Genomic DNA, 3,247 nt, shown 5'->3' on the forward strand with positions numbered 1-3,247 from the left:
AGGTTGCGCAGGAAGAGGTGATCGAAGCGGCGGGCGTGCCGTACACGATCGTGCGCGCGACTCAGTTCATGGAGTTCCTCGGCGATATCGCGGATTTCGGCACGGACGGCGGCACGGTGCACATCGGCGACGGGCTGTTTCAGCCGATCGCCGCGGAAGACGTGGCGGCGAACCTCGCGCAGGTCGCGCTCGCCGCTCCGCTGAACGGCTCGGTCGACATCGCAGGCCCGGACCGCGCGCCTTTCGCGGAGATCGTCGCGCGCTATCTGAAATCGACAGGCGACTCACGTCCAGTGATGATGGATCGCGAAGCGCGGTACTACGGTGGCCGTGTCGAGGAACAGTCGCTCGTGCCGCTTGGCGACGCGCGGATCGGCCGCGTCAGTCTCGACCAGTGGCTGGCACAGGCTAAAAAGAGTTGACTGGAGGTTGGTGCGAAGCCTGAATCAATGCCTCTGCATTTTCCTTGATCCGAGCCGTCGTCCCGATCGGTCTCGAGGCCATACATAAATTTTCTGGGTACAGCATGAGCACATCACAAAAGGTTGTCGTCGTTACCGGCGCGTCGCAAGGCATTGGCGCCGAAGTCGTGAAGTCATTTCGAAAGCTCGACTATCGCATTGTTGCGACCGCCCGTTCGATCAAGCCGTCCGACGACCCGAACATTCTCACGGTAGCGGGTGACATCGGTGATCCCGCCACTGCCCAACGCGTCATTTCCGAAGGTGTCGCACGATTTGGCCGGATCGACACGCTGGTGAACAACGCCGGCATATACATCGGAAAGCCTTTCACCCAACATACCGCCGAAGACTACGCAGCGGTGGTGAATGTGAATATCGCGGGTTTCTTTTACATCACGCAACTCGCTATCGCCGAAATGGAAAGACATTCGAGCGGCCATGTCGTTAGCGTGACCTCCAGCGCCGTTGACGCTGCGATCAGCGGTGTGTTTTCGGTGCTGGCAGCCCTGACGAAGGGTGGCCTGAACGCCGCCACGAAGTCGCTGGCGATCGAGTACGCCAGGAAAGGGATTCGCGTGAATGCCGTTGCGCCGGGGATCATCAAGACGCCGATGCACGCGCCGGAAACCCACGAAGCGCTGGGTGCCTTCCATCCGCTTGGGCGCATGGGCGAGATGAGCGATATCGCCGACGCCATTCTGTTCCTTGATTCCGCACCGTTCATCACGGGAGAAATCCTGCACGTCGACGGCGGCCAGAGCGCCGGTCGCTAAAGCCCACCCAGTCGAACAGCCGCTCGACGCAGGCCGACGCTCCCACCGATCCTGACGGACCGACCGGCCGGCTCGACGGCATCGGTTGCGCGCTCGTCGGCGCCCAACTGCCTTGGTCGAGCAAGGCGGTCGAGCTGGTGTGCGCGATCGAAGACGGCGAGCGTGCGACGCTGATCGGCCGCGGCCTGCGCACGAGCGCGCCCGCCGCCGCGTTGCTCAACGGGACCTTCATCCAGGGCTTCGAGCTCGACGACTTCCATCCGCTCGCGCCGCTGCACGCCGCGTCCGTCGTGCTACCTTCGCTCTTCGCGACCGCCGAGTTGCTCGGCGGCACGACGGGCGCTGATTTCCTGCTCGCGGCCACATGCGGCTACGAAGTCGGGCCGCGAGTCGGGCTCGCGCTGCACGGCTCCGAGATGCTGTCGCGTGGCTGGCATTCGGGCGCCGTGTTCGGCACGCATGCGAGCGCCGCGGCGGCCGGCAAGCTGCGCGGCCTGTCGGCCGCCGCATTCGAAGATGCGCTAGGACTCGCCGGCACACAGTCGGGCGGGTTGATGGCCGCGCAGTTCGAGGCGATGTCCAAGCGCATGCACCATGGCTTCGCCGCGCGCGCCGGACTGTACGCGGCGATGCTCGCGCACGGCGGCTATACCGGCATCAAGCGCGTGTTCGAGCGCGACTACGGCGGTTTCCTGTCGACATTCGGCGAAGGGCACGCCCCCGATGCACGACAGGTGTGTAGCCAGCTTGGCGACAAGTGGGAAACCGAGGCGTACATCATCAAGCCGTATGCGGCAATGGGCGCGCTGCTCGCCCCGATCGGCGCGATGCTCGAACTGCGCGAACGCCGGCGCTTCCGGCCCGACGACATCGAAACGATCGAGCTCGATTGCGCGAGCGCTGCGTTCCATCACGGCGGCTGGCAGGCCGAGCGGCCGCTCACGCCGATCGGCGCGCAGATGAACATGGCATACGCTGTCGCGGTCGCGGCGCTCGACGGCGCGGCGCTGATGAACCAGTTCCGGCCCGAGCGGATCGACGCCGACGACGTGTGGGCATTCATGCGCAAGATTGCTGTACGCCACGAACCCGCGTTCGACGCGGACGGCCCGCTCGCGCGCGGCGCCGTGCGGATGGGCGTGACCTTCGCCGACGGCAGCCGCGAAGAAAAGCTGCTGCGCCATCCGCGTGGGCAACGCATCGAGCCGATGTCGAATCGCGGCATCGTCGAGAAGTTTCGCGCGCTGACCGGCGGCATAGTCGGGCCGGCGCGTCAACGCGAGATCGAATTGCTGGTGTTGAACGTCGAGCGTCTCACCGACATACGCGAGCTGATCGACGTGCTCGCACCGCCGGTCGCGAACGCACTCGCCTGACTCGGCGGCCCCGCAGGCCGCAACCGATATACATCCGCCTACATAACGATTTCCACCCGGACTGACCGGGACTGGAGGAGCACATGTCATCGACGCATCACGCCTTGGACACCATCGACCGCCGCTACGCAGACGCGCCAGCACTCGCCGCCGACGCGGCACAGGAAACCACTGGACTGATTGGCGCACGGCTCGACCGGCTGCCCGCCACGCGCTCGATCTGGTCGCTCGTCGTGCTGATCTCGCTCGGCGGCTTCTTCGAGTTTTACGAGTTGTTCGCGACCGCGTACATTGCGCCGGGCATCGTACGCTCGGGCGTGCTGCATGCGACGTCGAGCAACTTTCTCAGCCTCGACAGCATCGCCAGCTTCATTGCTGCCGCGTTTCTCGGCCTCTTGATCGGCACGCTGATGTTCGGCACCGTCGCGGACCGGCTGGGCCGGCGCTCGGTGTTCACGCTGTCGCTCCTGTGGTACACGGCGTCGGCCGCCATCATGGCGTTCCAGACCACGCCGCTCGGCCTGAACTTCTGGCGCCTGATGGTCGGCATCGGCCTGGGCGTCGAGCTCGTGACGATCGACAGTTACCTCAGCGAGCTGGTGCCAAAACACGTGCGCGGCCGCGCGTTCGCGCT

4 protein-coding genes are annotated in these 3,247 nt (G+C 65.4%); all 4 read left to right on the top strand.

Going from position 1 to position 3,247, the window contains the following annotated elements; translation table 11 throughout:
- Window positions 1–422: Rossmann-fold NAD(P)-binding domain-containing protein (locus AWB68_RS43470; RefSeq protein ID WP_143282047.1), on the top strand; the 422-nt coding region annotated here is incomplete at its 5' end.
- Between the two features lie 104 nt (window positions 423–526).
- On the top strand, window positions 527–1,237 hold the full coding sequence (locus AWB68_RS43475; RefSeq protein WP_087650260.1) for an SDR family NAD(P)-dependent oxidoreductase: 711 nt from the start codon (window positions 527–529) through the stop codon (window positions 1,235–1,237).
- 80 nt (window positions 1,238–1,317) lie between these two features.
- Complete coding sequence (locus AWB68_RS43480) at window positions 1,318–2,613, top strand: MmgE/PrpD family protein (protein WP_087650261.1); 1,296 nt, start codon at window positions 1,318–1,320, stop codon at window positions 2,611–2,613.
- An 83-nt stretch (window positions 2,614–2,696) separates the two neighbouring features.
- Window positions 2,697–3,247 (top strand): MFS transporter (locus tag AWB68_RS43485; RefSeq protein WP_125483276.1); only part of this gene is annotated, 551 nt, incomplete at its 3' end.

This window comes from Caballeronia choica, assembly GCF_001544535.1.
Taxonomy (GTDB): domain Bacteria; phylum Pseudomonadota; class Gammaproteobacteria; order Burkholderiales; family Burkholderiaceae; genus Caballeronia; species Caballeronia choica.

Bases quoted from the DNA above. Each gene is read 5' to 3' on its own strand.
- AWB68_RS43475 (WP_087650260.1), top strand. From the start codon at position 527: ATGAGCACATCACAAAAGGTTGTCGTCGTTACCGGCGCGTCGCAAGGC.